Below are 25,123 nucleotides of genomic sequence, written 5' to 3'. Positions count from 1 at the left end.
CATATAATAATAAAACTATCCAAATCAAAGCATAATAATAATAAATATGTTTTTTAGCAAAAGTAAATGAAATTGAATTTTGTCTAGAGTTATTTTTTTTCATTTCTAATTATAGATCATTTTTTTATAGCTAGTCAATGTGACTAGTACTATCTTATATTTTGTAGGGAAAAATATTTAATCAAAGATGAGAACCTTACTAAAAATCTCTTTTTCTTGTAGAACCAGGATAAAAAATTTTTTGAAGGTCATCATTTGCTTTCTTCCTTATTTCAATATCATTTGAATTCATAAGGCTACTTGGTCTTTTAGTATGTTGATGATGTTTAAAGGTATCATTTCCTCTTGCTTGCTGAACATACATTTTACCTAAAACTTGATTTACATTACTGCCAATATAGCTTTGAACTACAAAACCAATTCTTCTATCATTACTTTTGTTTAGTCCTGAACCATGAACTATTGTTGGATGATGTAATGACATTTGTCCTGCTTTTAAAACCAAAGGTGTTGTTTTATCTAAGGGAACATTTTCTACAGTTTGACCTCTTGTTAATAAGTTACCTTCATCATATTTTTGTTCATGATGTCTGATGTTAGCTTTATGTGAACCAGACCACATTCTCATACAGCCATTTTCTTCGTTAGCATCAGTTATTGCTAACCAAGCAGTTACCCAATTATGAGGTTCCAACCCAATGTATGTTGCATCTTGATGAAAACTTACAAATCCTTTTTTATATGGGTCTTTAATAAATAAAGTTGTTCCACAAATAAGAATATTTTTTCCAATTATACTCTCAACAGCATCTAGTATTTTTGAGTTATGGCAAACTTCATCAAGTATAGGAGAAATCATATGCACATAATTTCTACCGGCACCTTTCAGTTCATCAGGCCAACGGGCTTCAATATTTTCTATTTCTTTTCTTATCTCGAATGCTTGATCTTTAGTTAAAACTTCTATTGGAGCAACATAACCATTATCGTTATACTCTTGAAGTTGATTTGAAGACAATTTAGGCATATTATTTAAAAATATTATATGAGCGTAACTATTTCTTCAATAAATTATTGTCCAGTTAAATCCATATCATTTCAAACTATTGATAAGTGTGAAATTAAAAAAGATATTGGAATTATAGGAGATAGAATTTTTGCATTTGCTAAAGATTTAGATTTAGAACAAGTAAAGCTATTTGAAAAAAATCCTGAAGAAAGAAGAGGAAAATGGAATAAAATTTTAACTCTAAAAAACTCTCCAGTATTGAATAAGTATAATTTTTTATTTGTTGAAAATAAATTAACATTAACTTTTAAAAATGAGAAAATTTTAACAATTAATGTAAATGAAATGAATGAATATGACTTACTTTCAAATAAAATCTTAGAATTAGAAAATTCCCTTAAAAAACCAATAGTATTAATGAAAAATAAAGACCTTCCTTTTTTTGATACATCGATATCAAATAAAACAGTTTTATCTCATTCGGTATCTCTTTTAAATAATAAGAGTATTGAGGATTTTAAGAATAAAATTAATCAAAAAATTGAGGCTCAAAGATTTAGAGGCAACATTCATATTAATGGAGTTGAACCATGGAAAGAACGAGAATGGATCGGAAAAATTGTTAAAATCAATGGTGTTTCTTTTAAAGTTGAAAAAAACATACCAAGATGTGTTGCAATTAATCTAAAACCAAACACAGATGACAATTCTTTAAATTTACTTCAGTCATTAAAAAAAACTTATAATCATTTTGAAATGGGAGTTTATTTGACTGCACTTGATGACGGTGAAATTAAATTAAGTGATAAAGTTCAGATAATTAATTAATATAAATATTTTATTAAGCAACTTTAAGTTGTATCTATTTTTTTTGATGTACAAACAACTTCAATTTTGTTTTAATTATTAAAATAAACTTAAATAGAGGAAAAAAAATGAATAGATTTTTAAAATCAATTGGAGTCTTTCTTGTAATTCTTTTTAGTATTACTGCAGTTAGCGCTGAAACGTTAACTAGTAAATTAAAAGGTGGTGACAAGTTAAGACTTGGTTTTGGAACTGCAGTGCCGTGGGCTTATGCAGGAGATAACGGTCAAGCTTTAGGATTTGTTAACATGATAGCTTTAACTGTTCTTGAAGAAATGGGAATTACAGAAGATCAAACTGAAACTAAAGTTTTTGAATGGTCTGGATTAATACCCGGATTAAATGCAAATCGTTCAGATATGGTTACTGGTGGTATGTATATTCTAAAAAGCAGATGTGCAAACATGAACTTTTCTGATCCTATAGGTGTTTTTGGTGATGCCATGATGGTTCCAAAAGGTAACCCTATGGGAATTAACAATTATGCAGATGTTATTAGAACTGGTGCAAAACTTGTTACTGGTGCTGGATTTAACACTGTTGAAGCTGCTAAAAAGTATGGTGTTCCTGAAAGTCAAATGATGTTAGTTGAAGGTGAAGTTGGAATTCTTGCTGCAATGAAAGCTGGAAGAGCTGATGTTGCTGTTCAAACATTCTTTGGTGCAAAAGAACATGAAGCAAAAAGTAACGGTATGTTTGAAGTGACTGACCCTAAATTAATGCCTAAAGAAACTTTAAATGTAGTTGGTATTGGCTTTAGAAAAAGTGATGTTGAATTTAGAGATAATTTCAATACAGCTTTAGCAAAAGTTATGGCTAACCCAGCAAAAATGTTAGAGAGAGCTGGTGAGTATGGTTATGATAAGGCTCAACTACCACCTCCTTCAATGAGCACTGAGTGGGCTTGTTCAACTAAGTAATATTATTAATAAATTAATTTAATCAGGCGATGAATAAAAGTCGCCTGATTTTTTTTAAATTTAATTAAGGGTTTTAAAAGTGAGTTATTTTTCATTCTTAGCAGAACATGGGTCTACTTTATTGTTAGGAACAGTTACTACAGTTAAGGTGTTAATTTGTGCCACCATTCTCTATGTAATAATTTCAATAATTTTCGGCCTAATGAGAGTGTCAAATAATTCTATTATTCAAGGTGCTGCAACTATTTATATAGAATTTTTTAGAGGAACCTCTTTAATGGTTCAATTATTTTGGGTTTACTATGTTTTACCTTTTTTTGGTATGTCTCTTGAAGCATTCACTTCAGGTGTTGTAGCTATAGGGATGAATTTTGGTGCTTATGGAGCCGAAATAGTAAGAGGTGGAATAATAGCAGTACCAAAAGGTCAATGGGAAGGAGCTTATGCTCTAAACTTTAGTCCAGCAAAAAGAATGAGAAGGATTATTATACCACAAATTTTTCCAATTATACTTCCACCAGCAGCAAACTTGACAGTAGAACTTTTAAAAGCTACTGCACTAGTTGCGCTAGTAACTGTTGTTGATTTAACATTTGAAGCAAAACAAATTAATTCTATTACATGGTTATCTGCGCAATGTTTTGGAACTGCACTTATAATATATTATATTATATCAAGATTTTTTCTTGTCCCTTTTTTACGTTGGTTAGAGGTTCTTGCTGCAAGAAAAGTAGGAAAGGAGAAGATATAATATGGATGCAGAATGGAAATGGGATTTTGCTTATCAAATATTACCTAAAATGTTATGGGCAACCTTAAACACTATAATGGCTGCTGGAATAGGTTATGCAATAGCGGTTGTAGTAGGTATGCTGTTTTTATTAGGTCAACGAACACCTTACAAGTTTGTAAATATTATAGTTAGAGAAATAGTAGAATTTATTCGTTCAACTCCACTTCTTATTCAATTATTTTTTGTGTACTTTGTAGGACCTCAATTTGGTATAGTTTTATCTGCTTGGGTGTCGGCAATGATAACTATAGGACTTCATTTTGGAACATATCTTTCAGAGGTTTATAGAGGAGCATTAGAGGGAGTTCCCAAATCTCAGTGGGAAGCTTGTAGAGCGTTAAATTTTTCCACAATATACACTTATAAAAAAATAATTTTTCCTCAAGCTTTTCCTATAGCAATTCCAGGAATGGGGAATTATCTAGTGGGAATTTTTAAAGATACCCCATTATTATCAACTATTGGAGTTGCAGAATTGTTTCACGCAGCAACAGCAGTAGGTGGGTATCACTATCGTTATTTAGAACCATATACTATGGTTGGAATTATTTTCTTAATTTTGTCTATACCTGCAGCAATGGGTATTAGAAAATTAGAAAAAACAGTTAACAAAGCACAAGGAAAGGTAAAAAATTAAATGAATGATACTAATGATACTTTGGTAAAATTTTCTGATGTTACAAAACAATACGGAGATCTTGTTGTTCTAGATAGGCTTAATTTGGAAATAAAAAAAAATGAAATGGTTTCAATTATTGGCCCATCGGGATCAGGTAAAACAACTGTATTAAGAGCTTTGATGACTTTAGAGAAAATTGATAAAGGTGTAATTCATTTAGAAAATGAACCATTAACTCACATGCCTGATAAAAATGGAAACTTAGTTGTCGCTAACGAAAAATATTTAAGAGAAAGACGATCAAAAATAGGAATGGTGTTTCAGCAGTTTAATCTTTTTCCTCATATGACTGCTCTTCAAAATTGTATTGAGGCTCCAATTGAAGTACTTGGCATGAAAAAAGAAGAGGCTGAGGAAAGAGCATTAGATTTATTAGATTTAGTAGGATTATCAGATAAAAAAGATGAACATCCTTCAAGATTATCGGGTGGTCAACAACAACGTGTTGCAATAGCTAGAGCTTTAGCCATGAGACCAAAGGTTATGCTGTTAGATGAAATTACTTCTGCACTAGACCCTGAAGTTGTTGGTGAAGTTTTAAATGTAATTAGATCTTTGAATAAAGAGCATGATCTTACTATGATTATGGTTACACACCAGATGGGTTTTGCTAAAGAAATATCAGATCGTGTATGTTTTTTTAATGAAGGAAAAATTTTTGAACAAGGTCCACCAGAACAATTATTTGATGATCCAAAAAATGAAAGAACAAAACAATTTTTACATGCTGTTCTTGATGCAAATTAAGAAAAGACCTAAACTTTAATCGTCAGCATATACTTTTTCCTCTTTTTCATGCTTCTCTTGAGCTGCTATACAAAGTTCAGCAACAGGTCTTGCCATTAATCTTTTTAATCCAATTGGGTCTGCTGTCTCTGCACAAAAACCATAAACTCCATCTCTAACACGCAATAAAGCTTGATCAATTTTAGAAATTAATTTTATTTGTCTGTTAATTGCTTTCATTTCTACTGCTTTATCAGTGTAAGAACTTGCCTGATCAACAATATCTGCTGATACACTATTATCATCCATTGAGCCATGGTAAAGGGCTTCATTATTTGCTTTTACTAATTCTTTTTTCCATTCTGTAAGTTTTATTTTAAAAAAGGATAAGTGCTTATCACACATGTATTTTTCAGTATCTTTAGGAATATAGTTTTTAGAAATTTTAATTGGTGCCTTTACTTTTTTTTCAGCATTATCAAATTTTTTTATTATCTTAGCAGGCTTTTTACTAGCGATTGGAAGCTTCTTTGCTTTAACTGCTGTTTTTTTAGCAGATGATTTTATGATTTTAGGCATATATTTAAATTTAAGTGGCCGCAGTATATTCAGCAATTATTAGCTGTCAAGCATGGTTAATTCATATAAATTTAGACAGGATTAAACAGTAATAATATAAGTTGATTATGAGTTTTGATAAAATAAATATAAATAAATTATTTTACAGTTTTATTACAATTCATTTAATTTTATGGACATTAATTCCATCATTAACAAATAATAATTTACCACTTGATACCATTGAACATTTAGCATGGGGCAGCAATTTAGATTGGGGTTTTAACAAACATCCACCAGCTGTTGCTTTTTTTCTTGAAGTTTTTTATCAAATTTTTGGTGCACAGGATTGGGCATATTATTTGTTAAGTCAAATATTTGTAATTATAGCTTTTGTTGTTGTATTTCAATTTGCTGAAGAGATATTTAAAAATAAAACTTTAAGCTTAATTTCAGTTCTTTTACTTGAAGGTATTTATTTTTATAATTTTACTACTCCAGAGTTCAATGTAAATGTTTGTCAATTACCTTTCTGGGCTTTATGCGTTTATTATTCTTGGAAATTATTTAATAGACAACAAATAACATTCAAGGATTGTTTTTGTCTAGGAGTATTTTCAGCCATAGGTTTTTTATCAAAATATCTTTTTATTTATCTTTTAATAACAATAGATCTATTATTTTTTTATGCAATTTTTATAAAAAAATATAAAAAATTTGATTTTAAATATTTAATTTCTCTAGAAGTCTTTATTATTTTATTAGTTCCGCATCTAATTTGGTTAACAAATAATGATTATGTAACTATCACTTATGGATTGGCTAGAGCAGGTTTAGAAAACTCAAGCTTATTAGATCATATAATTTACCCATTAATATTTTTAGGTAAACAAACTGGAATATTAATTCCATTTTTAATTATGTCATTCTTCTTAATTCAAAAATTTGAATTTAAAATTTATTTAAAGGATAAAAAATTACTGTTTTTGATATTTGTTAATTTAATTCCAATAGGGTTAATGTTCTTAACTTCAATGTTAACTGGATCTAAAATAAGAACAATGTGGATGACTCCATTTTATTTATTCTTTGGTGTATTAATTGTCTATGTGTTCCAAGCACAAATAAATTTAAAAAAGTTAAATGGATTCTTATCAGCATTTTTAATTTTATTTATCTTTTCACCTTTTGCTTATGCTTATATTTCAATTACTCAAACGGATAAAAGAACAGATTATCCTGGAAAAGAAATAGCAAAAAAAGTTCAAAATGAATGGGATAAAAATTTTATAGAGGGAATTAAGTTTGCAATTGGTGATGAGTGGTTTGCAGGTAATTTATCTTACCATTTAAAATCTCGACCAGTTTGGAATGGTATGGATACTAATGGATTAGGATCTATTTTTATAGGAAACAAACTTAAGCCATGTAAGAATGAAAAATTTGAATCTTTTGAGGGATCTGGCAAAAAACATTGCTTTAATATGGACCCTCAAATTGTAATGATTGGAAGAACTAAATGAGTAAAATAAAGATATTAATACCTATTTATAATGATTGGCAGTCAGTTTTTAAATTATTAGAAAATATTAATTCAGAAGTTTCAACATTAGATGGTGAGTTTTCAGTAATAATAGTCAACGATGCATCCACCGAAAATAGGCCAGAGTTATTAGTTAATTTTGATAATCTAAAATCAATTCAAGTCATAAATATGAAAGAAAATAGGGGGCATGCAAGGTGTAATGCTGCTGGGTTAAAACATATTAATGAAAAAGAAGAATTTGATTATGTAATTCCAATGGATGGTGATGGAGAGGATAGACCAGAAGAACTTAGTTTATTAATTGAAAAAATTAAAGAAATTTCAGATACAGTTATTACAGCTGAAAGAGTAAAAAGATCTGAAGGATTCATATTTAAATTTTGCTATTTAGCCCATAAGTATTTGACTCTTGTTTTTACAGGACAAACAATCAAATATGGTAATTATACATGCCTTCCTAAGTCTGTAGTTAATGAAATGGTTAATGAGCCTGCAACATGGAGTAGTTTTTCAGGATCATTAGCAAAAATAGTAAAAGATAGAAAATCCATTCCATCTGAAAGGGGCACAAGGTATTTTGGTCCTTCTAAAATGAGCTTTATTAATCTATTAAAACATTCTCTTTCAATTATTGCAGTTTTTAAAATAACTTTATTAATTAGATCTTTAGTTTTTTTAATTGTCTATTTATTTTTAGTAGTTGGTAGAATATCAACTATTACACTAATACCTGTCATTGGAGTTATCATAATGATGGTTTCAGTGATCATATTATCTAGAAGAGAAAACATATCAGAATTTAACAACTCTTTAGATAATATTAAAAAAATAGACACACTTAAGTAATGTCTGTGTTAACTAACAAGGATATTGATCTATTTGCACAAAAAATTTTAGAAGATTATGACTCAAAAGACCCTGGAGCAATATTTAAAAGCAAAATAAAGATAAGCAATACTGAAGCCTCATTTATCCAATCAACTGTTTCTAAATTAAGAAAAAAAAGGGGAGAAGAAATAATTGGTTATAAGATAGGATGTGTTTTGAAAGAAACTCAAAAGAAAATGGGTCTTACACAACCTGCCTGGGGAACACTTTGGCAAAAGGAATTACATACTAGTGGAGTATTATTAGATAAAAAAGATTATTCAAACCCTGCTATGGAGGCAGAATTTGGAATTATATTAAATCGTGACTTAAAACCTGAACTTATTTCTTTTGAATATATACTAGAATCTATTGAGTCAATTTACCCCTTAATAGAGATTCATAATTTAGTTTTTTATGGAGATACTCCTCATGGAGCTGAGCTTCTTGCAAATAACGCCATTCATGCTGGAGTTATTTTAGGACCTGAAACTAAATTTCCTAAAAGTAATCAATCTACTAACCTAAAACTTATTTATGATAAAGAAATAGTAGATGCCTGGTCCAATAAAAAATGGCCTCATGATATGTTATCTGAAGTAACTTGGTTAGTTAATGAGCAAACTAAAATAAATAATATTTTAAAAAAAGGTGATTTGATATTAACTGGTGCGTATGGGTTTCCAGTTCCAATTAATGAAAAAAAAGTAATTGAAGTTACATCGTCAGCATTTGGTGATGTAAAAGCAATATTTGATTAAATAGCCTTTATTATTGGTAATGAATAAAAGTCAGCCGTATCTATCTTTGAAGAGTGATCTCTTCTCATGTTCCACCTCTTGTCCACTCCAGCACTAGCTAAAATTAGTGTCGATCGACCATACCTATAGTTTGTACTATCAATAGATCTCATTAAACCTTTAATTTTTTCATCTTTTTCTGATGAAAATAAGTTTTTGCTACCATCTGAACTAATTAAACCAGTCAATGTTATTCCTGCTTTTTGATATCTATATCCATTAATAAAAATTTCTTTTAATGCAACTAAAGCAGTTTTAACTATTTCAATACTATTATTAGTAGCTATTGGAAAATCTATAGTTTTAGCATTTGAATAATATACGCCTCTATTTTGAAAGGGGCTTGTTCTAACAGAAACGGTTATCGATTTTGCTATTAAAGATTCTGATCTAATTTTTTCTGAAGCATTTAAACAATAACTTGCAACTGCTTCTTGTAGTTCTTGAAATTTTTCAACTCTTGTACCAAATGACCTTGACACAACACAGCTTTTTCTTTTTGAGCCTTTTAAATCTAAAGGAATACAAGGAATACCCCTAAGTTCTAGTGCTGTCCTAGAGCTTAAAACATTAGAACTTTTTTTAATCCAAGTATTTGACATATTTTTTAATTGCTTGGCATTATAAATTCCATTTTGATGATAAAACTTAGTAAGCTGTTTACCAACTCCCCACACATCATTAATATCTATTTTTTCTAATAGTAGATCAATATTTTCAACACCTATTAAGTTAGTAACTCCAGATTGTTTTTTCTTTGCTATATGATTTGCAATCTTACTTAGTGTTTTTGTCTTAGCAATACCAATACTTGTTGGTATGCCCGTCCATTGTAAAACAATACTTCTAATTTCTTTTCCAACATTTTCAACCTCATCATCAGGATAGTTGCTCAAATCTAAAAAAGCTTCATCTATAGAATATATTTCTAAAACTGGATTAAATCTTTTTAGAGTTCTCATTACTCTCCTGGATAAATCTCCATACAAAGAATAGTTTGAAGAAAATACATAAACATTATTTTTAAGTATAATATTTTTAGCTTTAAAATAAGGTTCTCCCATTTTTATACCAAGTGCTTTTGCTTCAGTAGATCTTGATATGATGCAACCATCATTATTAGATAAAACGACTACAGGTTTATTTCTAATTTTAGGGTTAAATAATCTTTCACAAGAAACATAAAATGAATTACAATCTACTAGTGCTATTTTTTTAGTACGTTGAATGGATGACATAAGTCACAACCCCCCAAATGAATACTTCTGTTTCATCTCCAATAATTATTTTATCTTCAATATTTTTTGAACCTGATGTTAAAAATTGCCCATCTCTTGATTTAACAAAACTTTTAACAACTAATTCATCATGAACATTTGCAACAACAGTCGAAAAATTTTTAGGTTTTAAACTTCTATCAATAACCAATAAGTCGCCATCGTAAATACCAACATCGGTCATCGATTTCCCCTGAACTCTAATGATAAACGTTGCTGGAACATTTTTTATTAGATGAACGTTAAGATCCACATCTTCTTCAATGTAATCTGTTGCAGGAGAGGGGAAACCTGCACCTGCTTTATGCAGATAAAAGGGAATAGTTAGTTTCATGTTCTTATTTTGTTCTTATTTATAGACTAGTTATATAGTACACGCAAGAGGTTGTATTTTGAGTCTAGAACTGAATCAAAAGTGAATCAAAACGTGAACATTGAAAATACATTTTGTGCTCTTGTGGATAACTTCAACCAGAGATAGTTTAACTAAAATAAAATGAGAAAAATTTTATCAATTTATATCTTAAGTTTAATTGTAGTTTCTAGTGTTATGGCAGCTGATGAAGTGAAATATACAACAGTTAGCAAAAGTAAAATTTATGAAATTAGAAAGTATCCCGATCGATTGGTTATTGAAACTGAAACCTCTGATCAAAATAGTGGTTTTAAAAGATTATTTAAATATATCTCTGGTAACAACAAGGGCAATAGAAAAATTAAAATGACAACACCTGTTACTCAAGTAGAAAAAAATGGAAGCATGACCATGCAATTTTACTTACCTTCAAAATTTAAAAAATATAACACACCAAGTCCATCTAACTCAGATGTAAAAATCATAAATATTAAAGGTGGTTATTATGCTGTCATTAAATACTCTGGTTCAGACAATACTGCATCTTTCCAAAGACATAAAATCCTTTTAAAAAGTTATTTAAGAGCAGACAAGATATTAATAATAAGCTCTCCAATTAGAGCAAGTTATAATAGACCATTTACGCTACCTAAGCTTAGAAGAAATGAAGTTATGTTTAAAATTGATATAAACCTATAGGAGAAATATAAATGAAAAAATTAACATGCCATTGTGGAGAAGTAGAAGCAGAAATAAATTTAGATGGAGATTTACAAAAAGTATTACAATGTAATTGTTCAATTTGTAAAAGAAGAAATGCAACTATGTCAATGGTTAAAAATGAAGATTTTAAAATTACTAAAGGTGAAGATAAACTAAAACTTTATCAGTTTCATTCTAAAGTTGCTAAACACTATTTTTGTTCTGACTGTGGAATTTACACACATCATAACCCAAGAGCTAATCCAGCGATGACAGGATTCAATCTTGGATGTATAGATGAAATAAATACTTTTGATTTAAAAGATATTACTGTAAATAATGGTCAAAACCATCCCCTAGATAAAAAATAATTTTCTATGCAACAAGTCAACGATTGTTTTGTTAAAACAAAAAAAGATTGTCTTAAATTTATCTCATCTCAAGAAACAAAGAAGGATAAATTTAAAAATAAAAACAAGATGATTAAATCTTTTTTAATTCCAGTAAGTTTTTGGATAGCAAAGCGAGCAAAAAAAAAAACCCCACTAATGATTGGTTTGGCAGGTGGTCAAGGTTCAGGCAAAACTACTATCTCATCAATTTTAACTTTAATTCTACAAAAGTATTTTAAATTAAAAGTTTTTAAAGTCTCAATTGATGATTTTTATAAGACAAGAAAAGATAGAAAATTATTATCTAAAAATAAGCATCCTTTATTAATAACAAGAGGAGTTCCAGGAACTCATGACGTGGATTTAATCTTAAAATTTTTTAAAAATGTTAAGTCAAAGAACTTTAAAAATCTAACAGTTCCTAAGTTTAATAAAGCAATAGATGATCGTTGTAAAAAAAGTCTGTGGTATAAACTTAAATCTAAACCAGACGTGGTAATTTTTGAAGGCTGGTGCGTTGGCGCAAGAGCTCAAAAAGTAAGTCAGCTTAAGAAACCAATTAATTCACTTGAGAAGGTTTATGATCAAGGTATTAAATGGAGATCTCACGTTAATAACCAATTGAAAACAAAATATAAGTCATTATTTAAACAGTTAGATGAATTGGTTTATTTAAAGGCTAAAAATTTTAATCTATTGAGAAATTGGAGATTAAAACAAGAGAGAAAACTTTGGGTACAAACAAAAAACAAGAAGAACTTGAAAATTATGAGTAGTGGAGATGTAAAAAATTTTATGCAAACCTATCAAAGAATTACCCAACAAATGTTTAAAGATGCTTTAAAAATTTCATCTATAATAATGAATTTAGATAGCAATCATCAAATTGAAAAGATAAAACTAAAGAAATAATGAAAAAAATAATTCTAATTCTATTTTCTATTTTATTCTTAAACCAACAAGTCTTAGCAGTAACTTTATTTGAAGCACTAACAGAAGCTTATAAAAATAATACTAACTTAAATGCTGAGAGAGAAAATATTAATATTTCAAAAGAAGATTTGAAAATTTCAAAAAGTAACTATTTGCCTTCAGTCACAATTTCTGGAAGTAAAAGTCAAGAAGACACAAGTAAATTAACAGATAGAACAGGAGCAGAAGTAGCAGTTAACGATGTCGACCCCTTCACTCAATCTATAAAAATTGAACAAACTTTAATAGACCTTGGAAGAAATGCAGATCTAAAAAAAAATGAAATTGGAATCAGCCTTGCAAGAACAAAACTATTAAAAAAAGAACAAGAAGTATTATTAAAAGCAATTGAAGCTTATTCAGACTTAATATTAGCTAATGAAAAATTAAAAATTAATCAAAGTAATCTTAATTTATTAGAACGACAAGTTGAAACCAATAGAGTAAGACTTGAAAGAGGACAAATTACTTTATCTGACTTAGCTCAATCTGAGTCTTCATTAGCTGGAGCTCAAGCAAATTTTATTCAATCTCAAAATGAAATTATATCTAAAAAGTTAAACTATGAAAATGTGATTGGACCAATTATGGATATAAATAGTTTAAATAAAAACCTTGATATTGATCTTATGCTTCCAATCAGCTTGAACAGTGCGATTGATGCTTCAAAAAAATATAATCCTGAATTAATTATAGCAAAGTTAGAATATGAACAATCAACAAAGGAGGTACTTATTTCTCGATCAGATTTATCACCTTCTGCAAAACTATCTTATGAAAATTCTAGATCTCAAGATTTAAGCTCAATATACGACGAGCGTAATAAGAATATTTGGAGTGCATCTATCACATGGCCAATATATTCAGGTGGAAAAAATATAGCCTCATTGAATAAAAGTCGAAACTTACAAAATAGAAAAAAACTATTATTAAACGATGCTACAAAAAACAATAATAGTAATGTAACAATCTCTTGGTCCACACTCCAATCTTCAAAAAGTTTATTAAATTCAGTTAAGTCTCAAGTTAAGGCAGCTGAGATTGCAAATGAAGGAATAACAGTTGAATATGAGTCTGGACTTGGAAGGTCTACCCTAGATGTTATTCAATCTAACTCTATTTTACTAAGCTCAAGAATTACTTTAGTAAATTCTGAAAGAAACTATCTACTTGCCCAATTTAATGTTCTAAAGTCTATTGGTTTATTAAATAGCAGCCATCTAAAACTTAAGTAATAAAGCCAATTTTACAAATAAAAAATTAACTATTGATAATAAGAACAAAATGTGTACATTTAAAACAAGATTCGAATACTAATTATTTAATAAAAAAGGCATAAAATGACTAAAAACAACCTAAAAGTAGTTAAATCGACAAAAGCACAACAATCAGAAGGTAGTGAAAAAAATAAAGCTTTAGAAGCGGCAATGAGCCAGATTACAGATAATTTTGGAAAAGGCTCCGTTATGAAGCTTGGCCAAAGAAGAGCAATGGATATTGAATCAGTATCAACAGGTTCTTTAAGTTTAGATGTGGCACTTGGAATAGGTGGCTTACCCAAAGGAAGAGTTGTTGAAATCTATGGCCCAGAATCATCTGGAAAAACAACCTTAGCCCTACAAGTGCTAGCTGAAGCTCAAAAAACAGGTGGAATATGTGCATTTATAGACGCGGAACATGCTTTAGATCCAATTTATGCAAAAAAACTTGGTGTGGATACTGAAGAATTATTAATTTCACAGCCAGATACTGGTGAGCAAGCTTTAGAAATAGCTGATACATTAATTAAATCAGGATCTATTTCTGTAATAGTTGTTGATTCAGTTGCGGCATTAACTCCTAGAGCAGAAATTGAAGGAGAAATGGGAGATCACCATGTAGGACTTCAATCAAGATTAATGAGTTAGGCTTTAAGAAAGTTAACAGGCTCAATCTCAAGTACAAATACTATGATGATTTTCATCAATCAAATTAGAATGAAAATTGGAGTTATGTTTGGAAGTCCAGAAACTACTTCAGGTGGAAATGCACTTAAATTTTATTCATCTGTTAGAATGGATATCAGAAGAATTGGTGCAATCAAAAATGGAGATGAGATTATTGGTAATTCAACAAGAGTTAAGGTGGTTAAAAATAAAGTAGCACCACCATTTAAAGTTGTTGAATTTGACCTAATGTACGGCAAAGGTATTAGTAAAGTAGGCGAACTAGTTGACCTAGGTGCTAAAGCTGACATTGTTGAAAAATCTGGAGCTTGGTATGCTTATAAAGGTGAAAAGATTGGTCAAGGTAGAGAAAATGCTAAAATTTATTTAGAGCAAAACCCAAAGATTGCTGCCGAAATAGAAATGGCAATAAGAGAAAAAGCTGGAGTAATAGCAAAAAAAATTGAAGGAAATCCACTTGATCCAGAAAAAGCTGCAAAAGATCAAATAGAGGACCCTAATGTGGAAATCAAGACAGATGAAACTTCACCAAAAAAGAATTAGTTAAAGTCATCTTTAATTATTAAAAGGCGCTTAATTTAAGCGCCTTTTTTCCCATACACTTATATAGACATCAAATAAAAAAGCTGTATTTTAAAAATATGGCTGACAAATCTTTAAACGAAATAAGAAACACTTTTTTAGATTATTTTAAAAAAAATGATCACAAGATAGTTGAGTCTAGTAATTTAGTTCCAAATAACGACCCAACATTAATGTTTGCAAATTCTGGTATGGTGCAGTTCAAAAATGTGTTTACTGGATTAGAGAAAAGAGAATATATTAGAGCAACCACCTCACAAAAATGTGTACGGGCTGGTGGAAAACATAATGATCTTGAAAACGTAGGTTATACACCAAGACACCACACATTTTTTGAAATGCTCGGAAATTTTTCATTTGGAGACTATTTTAAAGAAGAAGCAATTTTCTATGCTTGGAATTTGATAACTAAAGAATTTGGAATTGATAAAAATCGACTTTATGTGACTGTATACCATGATGATGAGCAAGCCTTTAATTATTGGAAGAAAATAGCTGGTTTTAGTGATGATAGAATAATCAAGATAGCAACATCTGATAATTTTTGGTCAATGGGTGACTCTGGCCCTTGTGGGCCTTGTTCAGAAATTTTTTATGACCATGGAGGTCATTTAGAAGGTGGGTTACCTGGCACCAAAAATGAAGATGGCAATCGATTTATTGAGATTTGGAATTTGGTATTCATGCAATACGAGCAAATTTCAAAAGATAAAAGAATTAATCTACCAAAACCATCTGTAGATACGGGTATGGGGCTTGAAAGAATTACAGCATTACTACAAGGAACTCACGATAATTATGAAACAGATCATTTTAAAAAGCTAATTCAATCAGCAGCAGATTCATTAAATGTTAAAGTAGACAAAACTAATCAATCTAGTTTCAGAGTGATAGCTGACCATTTGCGTGCAAGCTCTTTTTTATTAGCAGAAGGAGTTTTACCCTCAAATGAAGGTAGAGGGTATGTACTTCGAAGAATCATGAGACGTGGAATGAGGCATTCACACTTACTGGGCTCCAAGAAACCAATTTTCTATGATATTTTTAAAACATTATTAGAAGAGATGTCTAGCAATTACCCTGAACTAGAAAGGGCACAGTCATTAATAAAAGAAACTCTAAAAACAGAAGAAGAAAAATTTTTAGTTTTATTAGATAGAGGAATAAAAATATTAAATGATGAAATAGAAAAAGTAGAAAAAGTATTGCCAGGAGAGGTTGCTTTTAAACTCTACGATACATTTGGTTTTCCATTAGACTTAACTGAAGATATTTTGAAAAATAAATCACTAACAGTTGACGATAAGAAATTTGATTTACTAATGAAAGAAAGTAAAGAATTAGCAAAAAAAAATTGGAAAGGTTCAGGTGATAGTTCGGTTGATCAAATATGGTTTGATATAAAAGATCGTTTAGGTGCTACTGATTTTTTAGGATATACTTCAGATAAAACAGGAGGTGTAATAACTTTAATACTTAAGGATAATAAAGAGGTACAGGATCTTCAAGAAAATGAAGAAGGAATTATAATTGTAAATCAAACACCTTTTTATGCAGAATCAGGGGGACAAGTAGCTGATATAGGAAAAATTTTTAATGAAAATTTTGAGTTTGAAGTTTTGGATGTTCAAAAAAAACTAGGAGATTTATTTATACATTATGGAAAAGTAAAAAAAGGTTCAATTAAAATAAATGATAGTGTTGAATTAAAAATAGATACTCAAAGAAGAAATAATATTAGAGCCTATCATTCTGCTACTCATTTATTACACGAGTCATTAAGAAGAGTTTTGGGAGACCATGTAACTCAAAAAGGATCTTTAGTTCAGCCTGAAAGATTAAGATTTGATTTTAGTCATATGAAGCCTATTTCAGAAGAAGAGATTAAAAAGATTGAATTTAACATTAACTCAATAATTGAAAAGAGTTCAGCTATTAAAACAAGGATAATGACAGCAAAAGAAGCTGTTGAAAATGGTGCACTTGCATTATTTGGAGAAAAATATGGTGATGAAGTTAGAGTTTTATCTATGGGAGAAGAAGAGGGAGGTCAATTTTTTTCAACAGAGTTATGTGGAGGAACACACGTTTTAAATACACGGGATATTGGAAAATTTAAGATAATAAACCAATCTTCTATAGCGGCTGGTGTGAGAAGAATTGAAGCTTTAAGACACACACAACTAGAACACTTTTTAAAAGATAAAGAAAAACAGTCCAGCATATCAGAGCAAAAAAATGAAAAAATTATAAAAGAACTTACAATAAAAATTACTAAATTAGGTGGAAAACCTAATTTTCAAAATAATGATCAAGCAGTCTTGATAAAAGATCTTAATAGACAACTTAATCAACTTTCAGTTGGAACAATTTTAAAAGATAAAAAAAAGAACAAAATTAGTGATCAAATTATTAATGGAATTAAGGTTAGATTTCAAAAAATTTTAGATTTACCATTTAAAGATTTACGTAAATTGATTGATGATGGAAAAAAAGAAATCGGAGAAGGGTTGGTAATAATTTATGCAATCAATGATAATAAGGTTGGATTGGCTGTGGGTGTTACCAAAATATTAGAGAATAAATTTGATGCAGTAAAAATTGTTAGAGCTGGTTCAGAGGTTATAGGTGGAAAAGGTGGTGGTGGAAGAGTTGACTTTGCACAAGCAGGAGGAACATTGCCAAATAAAATTGAAGAATCTTTTGAAAATATTAAAAAATTAATTAATTAAGCTTTTTCTTAAGTTTGCCATCTAACTGATCTAAAAATTGATTAGTAGTTAAATAGTTGCTAGAGGGACCAATTAAGATTGCCAAATCTTTTGTCATCGATCCATTCTCAACACAATCTATACAAACTTTTTCTAATGTAGTTGAAAATTTAATTAAATCTTCATTGCTATCTAATTTCCCTCTGTGAGCCAAACCTCTAGTCCAAGCAAAAATTGATGCAATAGGATTGGTTGAGGTTTCTTTACCTTGTTGATGCATTCTATAATGTCTTGTAACCGTTCCATGTGCAGCTTCTGCTTCCATAGTTTTTCCATCAGGAGCAAGAAGTACACTTGTCATTAAACCTAAAGATCCATATCCTTGTGCTATAGTATCCGATTGCACATCACCATCATAGTTTTTACAAGCCCAAATGTATTTACCACTCCATTTCATGGCACAAGCAACCATGTCATCAATGAGTCTATGCTCATATGTAATATTTAGTTTTTCAAAATTAGTTTTAAATTCAGCATCAAAAATTTCTTGAAAGATATCTTTGAATCTACCATCATAAATTTTAAGAATAGTATTTTTTGTAGAAAGATAAACAGGCCATTTTTTTATTATACCATAATTAAAACAAGATCTTGCAAAGTCTTCTATAGATTTATCTAAGTTGTACATTGATAGAGCAATCCCTGGCCCTGGAAAATTAAAAACCTCATATTTAATTTCATCACTACCATCTTCTGCTGTCCACTTAACTTCCATTTTTCCTTTTCCAGGAACTTTAAAGTCTGTTGCTCTATATTGATCACCAAAAGCATGTCTTCCAATAATTAGAGGATCCGTCCAGGTTGGAACAAGTTTTGGTATATTTTTACAAATAATAGGTTCTCTGAAAACCGTTCCACCAAGAATATTTCTAATAGTTCCATTTGGCGATCTCCACATTCTTTTTAGTTTAAATTCATCAACACGAGCCTCATCAGGTGTAATTGTTGCACATTTAATTCCAACATTGTGCTTCTTAATAGCCTTAGCAGAATTTATTGTTATTTGGTCATCAGTATCATCACGGCTTTTCATACCAAGGTCAAAATATTCAATATTTAAATCTAAATAAGGTAAAATTAGTTTACTCTTAATGAATTCCCAAATGACTCTTGTCATTTCATCACCATCTAGTTCAACAATTGAGTTTTTAACGTTTATTTTAGACATAAATGAATAATATATATTAGTAATTGTAATTTAGTGCTTTATATACATATAAATAAAAAATTATCAAATAGAAGCTTATGTTCGAAAAAATCTTCCCAAAAATTCATTCTGAAGGATATAAATTTATAGCTATAGCTATTCTTATAACAATCTTTTTATATTTCTTAAATATTTTCCTTGGGTTGATTGGTTTAGTTTTGTCTATATGGGTTTATTATTTTTTTAGAGACCCAGAAAGAATTTCAATAAATGATGAAAACTACTTAACAAGCCCAGCAGATGGTGAAGTTTTAATGGTTCATGAAGTAGACGGTCCAAAAGAGTTAAATTTAGAGGGTAGAAAATTTACTAAAATTAGTATTTTCATGAATGTTTTTGATTGCCATGTAAATAGAACACCATGTGGTGGTAACATTTCAGAAATAATTTATAAGCCAGGAAAATTCTTAAATGCATCACTTGATAAAGCTAGTGAAGACAATGAAAGAAATTATTATAAAATAACAAATATCCAAGGAGAAGACATTATTGTAGTTCAGATTGCAGGCTTAATAGCAAGAAGGATTGTTTGTGAGTCATCCAAAGATCAGCAGCTGCATCAAGGTGAAAGAATTGGAATGATCAGATTTGGAAGTAGAGCAGATGTTTACTTTGAAAATTATAAGACTTTAGTAAAAGTTGGACAAAAGACAATTGCTGGTGAAACATTATTAGCAAAAAGGTAGCTTATGGAGCAGCCCAAAAATAATTTTAAAATAGTTTCTGATAAAAAAACAAGAATGATACTTCCTAATGCAATTACTTTATTAGGAGTTTGCATTGGTTTAACTTCTATCAAATTTGCTTTAGATGGAAAATTTGCACTTGCTATAGTTGCAATATTGTTTGCAGGTTTGATGGATGCGTTGGATGGTAGAATAGCAAGATTAATAAAGGGAACATCTAAAATGGGTAAAGAACTTGATTCATTAGGAGATGTAATTAGTTTTGGAGTTGCACCTGCATTTATAATGTATTTTTGGAATTTACAATACCTAGAGAAATTGGGATGGTTTATTTGCTTAATGTACGTAGTTTGTGTCGCTTTAAGACTTGCAAGATTTAATGTCAATTCTGAAGAAGAACCATCTTGGAGAGATAATTATTTTGAAGGTGTGCCAGCACCTGCGGGGGGATCATTGTTTTAATGCCCTTAGTATTAAGCTTTAGTGGATTAGAGAAATTTTTTTTTAGAATAGATTATGATTTATTGGTACCATTATTTTTTGTTACAACTTCAATATTATTGATAAGTACAGTCCCAACTTATTCATTTAAAAAAATAGTTATACCAAGAGCTATGACTAAATTTTTATTATTTGGAATAGTTTTATTTTTTGGTGCATTATTGGTGTTTACATTTAAAGTTCTAACATTCAGCATTTCTTTATATTTATGCCTAATTCCAGTAAGCTATTTTCATTATAAAAAAATAAAAAAAGAAAAAAATATCATGACTGACATAAATGAAGGTGATGATTTAGAAGATATTTTGTAAATGAAAAAAAATGTAATAGTTTCATTGGCTGATTCAAACTACTTCGATTTACTCAATGAATTAGTCGATTCTATCAAAAAATTTGAAAAAAGCAGAGATGTAGCAATCTGTATTTTAGATGCCGGACTTACAAAAGAACAAAAAATAATATTATCAAAAAAAGTTGATGAAATTAAGTCGGCTGAATGGGATATAAAAGTTCCAGCAATCAAAGTTAAAGGAAAGGAATGGTTAAAAAGCCAAGTATCAAGAGCCTTCCTGCCAAAATATTTTCCTAATTATGAAAAATATTTATGGATAGATTGTGATGCATGGGTTAACGACTGGGACTCTGTTGAATTATATTTTAAAGCTTGTGAAAATGGAAAATTAGGAATTACTCAAACTTTAGGACCTGGTTATAAGATAATGTCCAAAGTTAATTGGTTATTTGGAAAAGTAGCAATAATAAAATCTCAAAATTTTAAACATGCAGTTAAATCTAAAATTGGACTATCAAAAGCAAGAAAACTAGCTTTTGCTCCACATATAAACATCGGTGTCTTCTCGTTAGAAAAAAATTCACCTGGATGGAAATCGTGGCAAAAAAATCTTGAAATAACTCTAAAGTCAGGAAATATTTTTGGTTCAGAGGGTTTAGCTATTAATATGTCAGTATATATAGATGATTTAAGCACTGAATTTTTACCATTAAATTGTAATTGGATTGCTAGTAATTTATTACCTAAATTTGATGAAGTTCAAAATACTTTTGTTGAGCCCTATCTACCAAATTATAAAATAGGAATTATGCACTTAGCAGCAGGAATTTGGGATGGTGATAAGGACATGAGACTGAATAAAGAAGTTAAAATTAAGATTCAATCTATCCAAAAAAATTTATTATCTAAAAGTTTAAGATTTGGTTTTTAATTGAAAAAAAATAGAATTTCTAAGAATTGGATTAATAAACAAAAAAGAGATATTTATGTTAGGCAATCCCAAGTAGATGGTTATAGGGCACGGTCAGCGTATAAATTAATAGAAATTGATGAAAAGTTTAAGATATTAAAAAATGGAATATCTATAATCGATTTAGGCGCATCACCAGGTAGCTGGTCTCAATATATTGCAAGAACAGTAAAGAGTGGAAGATTAGTTTCAATCGATTTAAAGAGTATGGAGGAAATAGACAATACAATTCTAATTAAAGGTGATTTTACAGAAATAGATTCTCAAAATAAGATTAAGAGTTTTTTTAAATCAAAAGTTGATGTTGTCGTATCTGACATGGCTGTTAACACAACAGGTATAAAGGATATAGATGCAATTTATACAGGTGAATTGGCAATGGAAGCAATGAACTTTGCCAAAAAAATGCTAGTTAAAAATGGACACTTTGTTTCTAAAATTTTCCTAGGCTCATCATTTAATGAGATAGTTGCCTTAGGGAAAAAAATTTTTAAAGAAGTGAAGGTATTTAAGCCAAAAGCTAGTAGAAAAGAATCTAAAGAAAGTTTTATTATTTGTAAAACTTTAAGATAGAGACTTTAATTTTAAAAAGAATCATATATAAATTATTATGGATCCTATAAAAGAAGCACTTACCTTTGATGATGTGACGATGACACCTAAATACTCAGAAGTTTTACCCTCTGATGTAGACACAAGCACAAAATTATCTACTAATTTAACACTAAAAATACCTTTATTATCTTCTGCAATGGATACAGTTACTGAGAGTAAAATGGCTATAGCTATTGCGAAAGCTGGAGGTATAGGAGTTATACATAGAAACCTAGATATTAAAAAACAAATTGAAGAAATTAAAAAAGTAAAAAAATTAAAATTATTAGTTGGGGCGGCAGTTGGAGCTGGTCAATTAGAGCTTAAAAGAGCAGGAGCAATTTTAAAAGAAGGAGTAGATTTGATTGTAGTAGACACAGCACATGGGCACAGTAAAAAAGTTGCAGAAATAATTAAAGAAATAAAAAAAAAGAAAACTAGTAAAACAACATTATGTGCAGGAAATATAGCAACAGCTGAAGCTGCAAAATTTTTAATAAAATTAGGTGTAGATATTGTTAAAGTTGGAATTGGGCCAGGGTCAATTTGTACAACTAGGTTAGTAGCAGGCATTGGCGTGCCACAATTAAGTGCAATACTTGAAGTAAATAAATGTGTCAAAAATAGTAAAGCAAAAATCATTTCAGATGGAGGAATTAAATATTCAGGTGACATTGCTAAAGCGTTATCTGCTGGAGCAGATGCTGTGATGATAGGGTCCTTATTTGCAGGTAGTTCAGAAACACCTGGAAAAATTATTAAAAAAAATGGAAAATTATTTAAGAGCTTTAGAGGAATGGGTTCTGTTGGTGCAATGAACAAAGGATCTGCTGATAGATATTTTCAGATTAAGCAAAAAGATGCATCTAAGTATGTACCTGAAGGTGTGGAAGGTTTTGCAAAATATAAAGGTGATGTTAAAACTATAATTTATAAATTGGTAGGTGGGCTGAAGTCATCTATGGGATACCTTGGCGCAAAGAAAGTGCCCAATCTCAAAAATAAACCTAATTTTGTAAAAATAACTAAAGCTGGTTTTTATGAAAGTATGGTTCATAATGTTGATGAAATAAAAAATGATAATAAATATTAATGATAAAAATAATTAATTTAGTCACTTTTTTTTTTATATCCTTAAGTTTATTAAGTTCTGCGATAGCAGAAAATTCTTTTTTTGAAGAAGGAAAAATTAAATATAATGAGAAAAAATATGAAGAATCTAAATTTTTATTTCAAAGAAGTGTTGTTTTTAACCCTAAAGATCAGGACTCATATTTATATCTAGCTAAAATTTATAGATTTGAAGATAATAAGAAAGAAGAGCAAAAAAATATCAATACTGTACTTTTATTAAATCCAAAAAATGAAGAAGCAAATTATTTGTTAATGGAAATTGAACTTAAAAAGTCTAATTATTCAAAAGTTAAAGAATTAGCTGAAAATTTTTCTAAATTCTGCAATAAGCTATGTGATAAAAAAACCTTAATTCTAGAATCATTAGAAAATTTGGAACCAAAAAATGGGTCTTAGTAAAAATTTAAGCAAAATTCTTATAATAGATTTTGGGTCTCAATTTACACAATTAATAGCGAGAAGAATAAGGGAATTAGGTGTTTTTTCGGAAATTATCAGTCATAAAAAAATTAATATCAGTGAAATCATTCAAGCAAATATAGGGGGTATTATTTTTTCAGGTGGCCCTCTCAATGTTTATGAAAATAATAAATTCAAGTTTGATAAAAAAATTTTAAGATTGGGTATACCAGTGCTTGGCATATGCTTTGGACATCAAATACTATCAAAAGAATTAGGTGGAAAGGTTAAAAAATCAAAACAACGAGAATTTGGCCTTGCAACGATTAATAAAGTATCAAATAGTATTTTAACAAAAAACTTTTTTAACAAAAAAAATTCTAACAATGTTTGGATGAGTCATGCTGATCAAGTGTCTAAAATGCCTAAAAATTTTAAAGTAGTAGCTTCAACAAAAAACTCTAAATTAACAATAATAGAAAATTCAAAAGATAACTTCTATGGTGTTCAGTTCCACCCAGAAGTAACTCACACTCCTAAAGGAAAAGTTTTATTACATAATTTTCTTTTTCACATATGTAAGATTAAAAAAAATTGGTCATCTAAGGATCAAAAGTTAAAACTAATAAAAGAAATTAAAGATCAAGTTGGTAACAACAAAGTAATTTGTGGTCTATCGGGTGGAGTTGATAGTAGTGTAGTTGCCCAACTTCTGAGTCAAGCCATAGGTAAAAACTTAACATGCATATTTGTTAATAATGGTCTTTTGAGAAAAAATGAAGAAACACAAGTAGTGAATACTTTCAAAAATAAATTAAAAATGAATTTATTGTATGTTAATGCTGAAAAAGAATTCATTAAAAAACTTACAAATGTTTCTGACCCAGAAAAAAAAAGAAAAATCATAGGAAATTTATTTATTAAAATATTTGAAAGATATGCAAAAAAAATTAAAAATGTAAAGTTCCTTGCACAAGGAACTCTTTATCCTGACTTAATCGAAAGTAAATCAGTAACTGGTAGTCAAACATCAAAAATAAAATCTCATCATAATGTTGGAGGTCTACCCAAGAGAATGAAATTAAAATTAGTTGAACCTCTTAAATTTTTATTTAAAGATGAGGTTAGGAAATTAGGACTAGAACTAAAACTATCAAAAGATATAATATCTAGACACCCATTTCCTGGTCCTGGTTTAGCCATTAGGATGCCAGGTATTATAAATAATGAAAAGATTAAAATCTTGAAAGAAGCAGATTTTTATTTTATTAAGGCTTTAAGAGATCATGGATTGTATCATAAAATTTGGCAAGCTTATGCAGCCTTACTTCCTGTAAAAACTGTTGGTGTAATGGGGGATAATCGAACATATGAGCATATTTGTTTATTAAGAGCCATTACATCTGAAGATGGAATGACAGCTGATTTTTTTGACTTTCCTAAAGGTTTTATGCAATCAATTTCTAATCAAATTATTAACAACATAAGGGGAATTAATAGAGTAGTTTATGATATTACTTCAAAGCCACCAAGCACTATTGAATTAGAGTAATTATTCATTATAGAATATAATCCATA

General features: G+C 29.4%; 26 protein-coding genes and 1 pseudogene. 22 read left to right on the top strand and 5 right to left on the bottom strand.

What is annotated here, in order from left to right; translation table 11 throughout:
• Positions 1–199: 199 nt before the first annotated feature.
• Positions 200–1,027 (bottom strand): phytanoyl-CoA dioxygenase family protein, encoded by an 828-nt coding sequence (locus ABXT63_RS05315; protein WP_415320548.1) that lies wholly within the window; start codon positions 1,025–1,027, stop codon positions 200–202.
• A gap of 18 nt (positions 1,028–1,045) precedes the next feature.
• Between ABXT63_RS05315 and ABXT63_RS05310 the strand changes: the two genes are divergently transcribed.
• The 5 genes from ABXT63_RS05310 to ehuA all read left to right on the top strand — a co-directional run bounded on the left by ABXT63_RS05310 (position 1,046) and on the right by ehuA (position 5,015).
• Complete coding sequence (locus ABXT63_RS05310; RefSeq protein WP_415320547.1) at positions 1,046–1,837, top strand: MOSC domain-containing protein; 792 nt, start codon at positions 1,046–1,048, stop codon at positions 1,835–1,837.
• A gap of 107 nt (positions 1,838–1,944) precedes the next feature.
• A complete protein-coding gene (locus tag ABXT63_RS05305; protein ID WP_415320546.1) occupies positions 1,945–2,796 on the top strand; it encodes a transporter substrate-binding domain-containing protein in 852 nt (283 codons plus the stop codon).
• Positions 2,797–2,875: 79 nt separating this feature from the next.
• A complete protein-coding gene (gene ehuC / locus ABXT63_RS05300; RefSeq protein ID WP_415320545.1) occupies positions 2,876–3,547 on the top strand; it encodes an ectoine/hydroxyectoine ABC transporter permease subunit EhuC in 672 nt (223 codons plus the stop codon).
• A gap of 1 nt (position 3,548) precedes the next feature.
• On the top strand, positions 3,549–4,226 hold the full coding sequence (gene ehuD, locus ABXT63_RS05295) for an ectoine/hydroxyectoine ABC transporter permease subunit EhuD (RefSeq protein WP_415320544.1): 678 nt from the start codon (positions 3,549–3,551) through the stop codon (positions 4,224–4,226).
• Positions 4,227–5,015, top strand: coding sequence for an ectoine/hydroxyectoine ABC transporter ATP-binding protein EhuA (ehuA, locus tag ABXT63_RS05290; protein ID WP_415320543.1), 789 nt, complete (start codon positions 4,227–4,229; stop codon positions 5,013–5,015).
• A gap of 15 nt (positions 5,016–5,030) precedes the next feature.
• On the opposite strand, the gene ABXT63_RS05285 is transcribed toward ehuA, so the two are convergent.
• Positions 5,031–5,573, bottom strand: coding sequence for a TraR/DksA family transcriptional regulator (locus ABXT63_RS05285; protein ID WP_415320542.1), 543 nt, complete (start codon positions 5,571–5,573; stop codon positions 5,031–5,033).
• Between the two features lie 107 nt (positions 5,574–5,680).
• Between ABXT63_RS05285 and ABXT63_RS05280 the strand changes: the two genes are divergently transcribed.
• The 3 genes from ABXT63_RS05280 to ABXT63_RS05270 are packed head-to-tail and all read left to right on the top strand — an operon-like array spanning position 5,681 to position 8,726.
• The gene (locus ABXT63_RS05280) at positions 5,681–7,075 is read left to right on the top strand and encodes a glycosyltransferase family 39 protein (protein WP_415320541.1); all 1,395 of its coding nucleotides are present in this window, start codon (positions 5,681–5,683) and stop codon (positions 7,073–7,075) included.
• Positions 7,072–7,944, top strand: a complete 873-nt coding sequence (locus ABXT63_RS05275) for a glycosyltransferase (protein ID WP_415320540.1) — start codon at positions 7,072–7,074, stop codon at positions 7,942–7,944. The genes ABXT63_RS05280 and ABXT63_RS05275 overlap by 4 nt, the downstream gene beginning before the upstream one ends.
• Positions 7,944–8,726 (top strand): hypothetical protein, encoded by a 783-nt coding sequence (locus tag ABXT63_RS05270; RefSeq protein WP_415320539.1) that lies wholly within the window; start codon positions 7,944–7,946, stop codon positions 8,724–8,726. Before ABXT63_RS05275 ends, ABXT63_RS05270 begins: the two co-directional genes overlap by 1 nt.
• On the opposite strand, the gene ABXT63_RS05265 is transcribed toward ABXT63_RS05270, so the two are convergent.
• Positions 8,723–10,003 (bottom strand): Y-family DNA polymerase, encoded by a 1,281-nt coding sequence (locus ABXT63_RS05265; protein WP_415320538.1) that lies wholly within the window; start codon positions 10,001–10,003, stop codon positions 8,723–8,725. The two genes, ABXT63_RS05270 and ABXT63_RS05265, sit on opposite strands and share 4 nt — an antisense overlap.
• Positions 9,981–10,376 carry a LexA family protein gene (locus tag ABXT63_RS05260; RefSeq protein WP_415320537.1) on the bottom strand — a complete coding sequence of 132 codons (396 nt, stop codon included), beginning with the start codon at positions 10,374–10,376 and terminating at the stop codon, positions 9,981–9,983. Before ABXT63_RS05260 ends, ABXT63_RS05265 begins: the two co-directional genes overlap by 23 nt.
• Before the next feature lie 162 nt (positions 10,377–10,538).
• On the opposite strand from ABXT63_RS05260, the gene ABXT63_RS05255 reads away from it, so the two are divergent.
• The 6 genes and pseudogenes from ABXT63_RS05255 to alaS all read left to right on the top strand — a co-directional run bounded on the left by ABXT63_RS05255 (position 10,539) and on the right by alaS (position 17,723).
• On the top strand, positions 10,539–11,096 hold the full coding sequence (locus ABXT63_RS05255) for an SOUL family heme-binding protein (protein WP_415320536.1): 558 nt from the start codon (positions 10,539–10,541) through the stop codon (positions 11,094–11,096).
• Positions 11,097–11,107: 11 nt separating this feature from the next.
• Positions 11,108–11,470, top strand: coding sequence for a GFA family protein (locus tag ABXT63_RS05250; RefSeq protein WP_415320535.1), 363 nt, complete (start codon positions 11,108–11,110; stop codon positions 11,468–11,470).
• 6 nt (positions 11,471–11,476) lie between these two features.
• On the top strand, positions 11,477–12,403 hold the full coding sequence (locus ABXT63_RS05245; RefSeq protein ID WP_415320534.1) for a uridine kinase: 927 nt from the start codon (positions 11,477–11,479) through the stop codon (positions 12,401–12,403).
• Positions 12,403–13,698, top strand: coding sequence for a TolC family protein (locus ABXT63_RS05240; RefSeq protein WP_415320533.1), 1,296 nt, complete (start codon positions 12,403–12,405; stop codon positions 13,696–13,698). The genes ABXT63_RS05245 and ABXT63_RS05240 overlap by 1 nt, the downstream gene beginning before the upstream one ends.
• Positions 13,699–13,803: 105 nt before the next feature.
• Positions 13,804–14,952, top strand: a pseudogene (recA, locus tag ABXT63_RS05235) (recombinase RecA).
• 98 nt (positions 14,953–15,050) lie between these two features.
• Positions 15,051–17,723 carry an alanine--tRNA ligase gene (gene alaS, locus ABXT63_RS05230; RefSeq protein ID WP_415320532.1) on the top strand — a complete coding sequence of 891 codons (2,673 nt, stop codon included), beginning with the start codon at positions 15,051–15,053 and terminating at the stop codon, positions 17,721–17,723.
• On the opposite strand, the gene ABXT63_RS05225 is transcribed toward alaS, so the two are convergent.
• Positions 17,716–18,930, bottom strand: a complete 1,215-nt coding sequence (locus ABXT63_RS05225) for an NADP-dependent isocitrate dehydrogenase (protein ID WP_415320531.1) — start codon at positions 18,928–18,930, stop codon at positions 17,716–17,718. The genes alaS and ABXT63_RS05225 overlap by 8 nt on opposite strands.
• 77 nt (positions 18,931–19,007) lie before the next feature.
• Between ABXT63_RS05225 and ABXT63_RS05220 the strand changes: the two genes are divergently transcribed.
• The 8 genes from ABXT63_RS05220 to guaA are packed head-to-tail and all read left to right on the top strand — an operon-like array spanning position 19,008 to position 25,097.
• Positions 19,008–19,655 (top strand): phosphatidylserine decarboxylase, encoded by a 648-nt coding sequence (locus ABXT63_RS05220; protein WP_415320530.1) that lies wholly within the window; start codon positions 19,008–19,010, stop codon positions 19,653–19,655.
• A 3-nt stretch (positions 19,656–19,658) separates the two neighbouring features.
• Positions 19,659–20,117: a CDP-diacylglycerol--serine O-phosphatidyltransferase gene (pssA, locus tag ABXT63_RS05215; protein WP_415320529.1), complete on the top strand. Its 459-nt coding sequence runs from the start codon at positions 19,659–19,661 to the stop codon at positions 20,115–20,117.
• The gene (locus tag ABXT63_RS05210; protein WP_415320528.1) at positions 20,117–20,467 is read left to right on the top strand and encodes a hypothetical protein; all 351 of its coding nucleotides are present in this window, start codon (positions 20,117–20,119) and stop codon (positions 20,465–20,467) included. The genes pssA and ABXT63_RS05210 overlap by 1 nt, the downstream gene beginning before the upstream one ends.
• A complete protein-coding gene (locus ABXT63_RS05205) occupies positions 20,468–21,379 on the top strand; it encodes a glycosyltransferase (RefSeq protein WP_415320527.1) in 912 nt (303 codons plus the stop codon). It begins immediately after the preceding gene.
• Positions 21,380–21,991: an RlmE family RNA methyltransferase gene (locus ABXT63_RS05200; RefSeq protein WP_415320526.1), complete on the top strand. Its 612-nt coding sequence runs from the start codon at positions 21,380–21,382 to the stop codon at positions 21,989–21,991. It begins immediately after the preceding gene.
• A gap of 37 nt (positions 21,992–22,028) precedes the next feature.
• Positions 22,029–23,105: an IMP dehydrogenase gene (guaB, locus tag ABXT63_RS05195; RefSeq protein ID WP_415320525.1), complete on the top strand. Its 1,077-nt coding sequence runs from the start codon at positions 22,029–22,031 to the stop codon at positions 23,103–23,105.
• Positions 23,105–23,542 (top strand): tetratricopeptide repeat protein, encoded by a 438-nt coding sequence (locus ABXT63_RS05190; RefSeq protein ID WP_415320524.1) that lies wholly within the window; start codon positions 23,105–23,107, stop codon positions 23,540–23,542. The genes guaB and ABXT63_RS05190 overlap by 1 nt, the downstream gene beginning before the upstream one ends.
• On the top strand, positions 23,532–25,097 hold the full coding sequence (guaA, locus tag ABXT63_RS05185) for a glutamine-hydrolyzing GMP synthase (RefSeq protein WP_415320523.1): 1,566 nt from the start codon (positions 23,532–23,534) through the stop codon (positions 25,095–25,097). Before ABXT63_RS05190 ends, guaA begins: the two co-directional genes overlap by 11 nt.
• The last annotated feature ends 26 nt before the right edge of the window (positions 25,098–25,123 follow it).

The sequence above is a fragment of the Candidatus Pelagibacter sp. Uisw_092 genome (assembly GCF_047729545.1).
In the GTDB taxonomy this organism is placed as follows: Bacteria; Pseudomonadota; Alphaproteobacteria; order Pelagibacterales; family Pelagibacteraceae; genus Pelagibacter.
The sequence above is the reverse complement of the archived record's forward strand: the minus strand, read 5'-3'. Positions and strand labels throughout refer to the sequence as shown.

Excerpts from the sequence above, each read along its gene's own strand:
- ABXT63_RS05315 (WP_415320548.1), bottom strand. The coding sequence starts at position 1,027 with ATGCCTAAATTGTCTTCAAATCAACTTCAAGAGTATAACGATAATGGT.
- ABXT63_RS05310 (WP_415320547.1), top strand. The coding sequence starts at position 1,046 with ATGAGCGTAACTATTTCTTCAATAAATTATTGTCCAGTTAAATCCATA.
- ABXT63_RS05305 (WP_415320546.1), top strand. The coding sequence starts at position 1,945 with ATGAATAGATTTTTAAAATCAATTGGAGTCTTTCTTGTAATTCTTTTT.
- ehuD (WP_415320544.1), top strand. The coding sequence starts at position 3,549 with ATGGATGCAGAATGGAAATGGGATTTTGCTTATCAAATATTACCTAAA.
- ehuA (WP_415320543.1), top strand. The coding sequence starts at position 4,227 with ATGAATGATACTAATGATACTTTGGTAAAATTTTCTGATGTTACAAAA.
- ABXT63_RS05285 (WP_415320542.1), bottom strand. The coding sequence starts at position 5,573 with ATGCCTAAAATCATAAAATCATCTGCTAAAAAAACAGCAGTTAAAGCA.
- ABXT63_RS05280 (WP_415320541.1), top strand. The coding sequence starts at position 5,681 with ATGAGTTTTGATAAAATAAATATAAATAAATTATTTTACAGTTTTATT.
- ABXT63_RS05275 (WP_415320540.1), top strand. The coding sequence starts at position 7,072 with ATGAGTAAAATAAAGATATTAATACCTATTTATAATGATTGGCAGTCA.
- ABXT63_RS05270 (WP_415320539.1), top strand. The coding sequence starts at position 7,944 with ATGTCTGTGTTAACTAACAAGGATATTGATCTATTTGCACAAAAAATT.
- ABXT63_RS05265 (WP_415320538.1), bottom strand. The coding sequence starts at position 10,003 with ATGTCATCCATTCAACGTACTAAAAAAATAGCACTAGTAGATTGTAAT.
- ABXT63_RS05260 (WP_415320537.1), bottom strand. The coding sequence starts at position 10,376 with ATGAAACTAACTATTCCCTTTTATCTGCATAAAGCAGGTGCAGGTTTC.
- ABXT63_RS05255 (WP_415320536.1), top strand. The coding sequence starts at position 10,539 with ATGAGAAAAATTTTATCAATTTATATCTTAAGTTTAATTGTAGTTTCT.
- ABXT63_RS05250 (WP_415320535.1), top strand. The coding sequence starts at position 11,108 with ATGAAAAAATTAACATGCCATTGTGGAGAAGTAGAAGCAGAAATAAAT.
- ABXT63_RS05245 (WP_415320534.1), top strand. The coding sequence starts at position 11,477 with ATGCAACAAGTCAACGATTGTTTTGTTAAAACAAAAAAAGATTGTCTT.
- ABXT63_RS05240 (WP_415320533.1), top strand. The coding sequence starts at position 12,403 with ATGAAAAAAATAATTCTAATTCTATTTTCTATTTTATTCTTAAACCAA.
- alaS (WP_415320532.1), top strand. The coding sequence starts at position 15,051 with ATGGCTGACAAATCTTTAAACGAAATAAGAAACACTTTTTTAGATTAT.
- ABXT63_RS05225 (WP_415320531.1), bottom strand. The coding sequence starts at position 18,930 with ATGTCTAAAATAAACGTTAAAAACTCAATTGTTGAACTAGATGGTGAT.
- ABXT63_RS05220 (WP_415320530.1), top strand. The coding sequence starts at position 19,008 with ATGTTCGAAAAAATCTTCCCAAAAATTCATTCTGAAGGATATAAATTT.
- pssA (WP_415320529.1), top strand. The coding sequence starts at position 19,659 with ATGGAGCAGCCCAAAAATAATTTTAAAATAGTTTCTGATAAAAAAACA.
- ABXT63_RS05210 (WP_415320528.1), top strand. The coding sequence starts at position 20,117 with ATGCCCTTAGTATTAAGCTTTAGTGGATTAGAGAAATTTTTTTTTAGA.
- ABXT63_RS05205 (WP_415320527.1), top strand. The coding sequence starts at position 20,468 with ATGAAAAAAAATGTAATAGTTTCATTGGCTGATTCAAACTACTTCGAT.
- guaB (WP_415320525.1), top strand. The coding sequence starts at position 22,029 with ATGGATCCTATAAAAGAAGCACTTACCTTTGATGATGTGACGATGACA.
- ABXT63_RS05190 (WP_415320524.1), top strand. The coding sequence starts at position 23,105 with ATGATAAAAATAATTAATTTAGTCACTTTTTTTTTTATATCCTTAAGT.
- guaA (WP_415320523.1), top strand. The coding sequence starts at position 23,532 with ATGGGTCTTAGTAAAAATTTAAGCAAAATTCTTATAATAGATTTTGGG.